The 2283-nt window shown below is 37.9% G+C and carries 2 protein-coding genes; both read left to right on the top strand.

Annotated elements, in window-relative coordinates; all coding sequences use genetic code 11:
• A partial coding sequence (locus tag ACJHYR_RS27520) for a glycosyltransferase (RefSeq protein WP_410233200.1) occupies positions 1 to 610 on the top strand: 610 nt, incomplete at its 5' end.
• 1 nt (position 611) lies between these two features.
• A complete protein-coding gene (locus tag ACJHYR_RS27515; RefSeq protein WP_000174193.1) occupies positions 612 to 2078 on the top strand; it encodes a hypothetical protein in 1467 nt (488 codons plus the stop codon).
• The last annotated feature ends 205 nt before the right edge of the window (positions 2079 to 2283 follow it).

The following is a 2283-nucleotide window of genomic DNA, read 5'->3' as shown; positions in this document are numbered from 1 at the left end:
TCCTCACTTGATAGAGAAATGGCAGGCCGGTGCAGATATGGTTCTGGCTAAACGCTCTGACCGCTCCACTGACAGCAGGCTGAAGCGTAAATCTGCTGAGTGGTTCTATAAGCTTCATAACAAAATCAGCAACCCTAAGATAGAAGAAAATGTTGGCGACTTCCGGCTCATGTCTCGCGAAGTAGTAGAAAACATTAAGCTCATGCCAGAACGAAACCTGTTTATGAAGGGTGTGCTGAGCTGGGTTGGTGGTCGAACCGATGTCGTAGAATATGCGCGAGCAGAACGAGTTGCAGGAAGCACAAAGTTCAATGGATGGAAGCTATGGAACTTGGCGCTGGAAGGGATCACTAGCTTTTCTACTTTCCCTTTGCGCATGTGGACTTATATAGGCCTGTTTGTGGCAACCTTATCATTCCTTTATGGAGCATGGATGATTGCTGATAAATTGATGTTTGGAAATAGTGTTCCAGGTTACCCTTCTATCATTGTATCAATATTGTTTCTTGGTGGAGTTCAGTTAATAGGCATAGGAGTTCTTGGAGAGTATATAGGAAGGATTTATGTTGAAGTTAAGCAGCGACCAAGATACATTCTAAAGGATAAGTAAAATGACTTTAAATATAAAAAAAACAGCCATATACATCATTGGATTTATATTCTTGACTTTCTTCTACGCCTCGATTTCAAAACAGATTTTGCCAAGTTCGGATGCTGTTTCTGGACTTCTTGAGGGTAAGGACATTGCGGACGGAAATTGGACGCTTAGTGGATGGTATCTCTCTACAGTATCATTCTATTTTACAGACATAATATGGTACGGGCTTGCTTCAAAGGTATTCTGGTACGGACAGTACCAAGCATACTGCATACCGGCAATTATGTATTCAATGGTTACATTGATGACATTTTATCTTTCAAAAGAAAGGCTTTCATCGTTATGGGCCATTTCATTTTGCGTTGCGCTGCCTTCTGGGTTTGCAGTATTAAACGTATTAATACCTGTGATACATGTCGGCACATATGTATCCATGTTGTTTTGCTTCATAATGTTAGACAATTTTTCCAAAACAAGATCGTTAATTTCTCTATCTCTTTATATTTTAGTGTTAGCTCTAGCTTGTTTCAGTGATGACATCATAAAGCTACTCATTATTGCACCAGTAGCAATATCATCAGTGATTTTTATAGTAAAAACCAAAAGCCAAAAAAATCTGATCATACTAGTTGCAACTATATTTGCATATGTTGCATCAAAAATTATGACCATGTACGCAAGAGCTCATAACTGGTACATTTTGCCAGGCGTTCCAGATCCAACATTTGTTGCATTTGATGATATCCTGAATAATTTATACTTATTCGTAAAAGGATTCCTCCTATACAGTGGAGCTTTCTTCTTTGGCAAGCCACCTTCTGATATTACAGCGCTTATTTCTGTTTTTTGTTTTGTTGTAATGATTTTACTTCTTATATTAGTTGCAATGTCAGTAAAGGAAATATTCAAAACCTCCATGATCAATATGGCTATATGTATAGCTTGTATTATAATGATACCAGCATACCTTGCAAGTAACCGTCCAATAGATGAATGGACGATAAGATATATCGTTCCATTTTTTATACTAGCACCTGTTGTTATTGGCAGATCTAACAACTCCAGAGGGTGGAAATTCATCGCATTAGGGGTTGTTACAACATTTATTCTCTTTTGTTCTATTTATATGCATGAAAAAAAAGACAATTCTAATGATATTATAAATCAGATAAAACACACTGTAAGGCAGAATAACCTCACAAACGGGTATGCATCTTTCTGGTTTGCTTCATCAGCAAGTATAGATGGAGACATATCAATTGCTCCGATTGATGTAAACCGAGGTTTGAATATACTTGCATGCAATAAATGGTTGTCAAAAAACTATTGGTATGAGCGCGGAGGAAATTTCATAATTACCGATGACGAGGTTATGAGAAATATAACAATTAAAGAGATTGGTAATCCATCAAAGGTTATTGACGTCGGAGATAAGAAGATTTTTGTTTACGATAAAAACATTACATTCAACTGCAATTAATTAAATAAGCGGGTGCTAAGCACCCGCATTATCATACACTTGTACCATACGCCCTCTTCCATTCAGATGATACTGTGTCCATATTGGAAGACCTAGCGTTGTATCGTAGTATTCAACTGGCACAATTGAAGAGACAGGCCTCTGCGCAGTTGTACCATATAACAAAGATGTCAACGGAGAAGTGCAGGCCGCAAACTGACTGATG

Origin of the sequence: Escherichia sp. WS1450 (assembly GCF_046487395.1) — a bacterium.
GTDB lineage: Bacteria > Pseudomonadota > Gammaproteobacteria > Enterobacterales > Enterobacteriaceae > Escherichia > Escherichia coli.
The sequence above is the reverse complement of the archived record's forward strand: the minus strand, read 5'-3'. Positions and strand labels throughout refer to the sequence as shown.

Bases quoted from the DNA above. Each gene is read 5' to 3' on its own strand.
- ACJHYR_RS27515 (WP_000174193.1), top strand. From the start codon at position 612: ATGACTTTAAATATAAAAAAAACAGCCATATACATCATTGGATTTATA.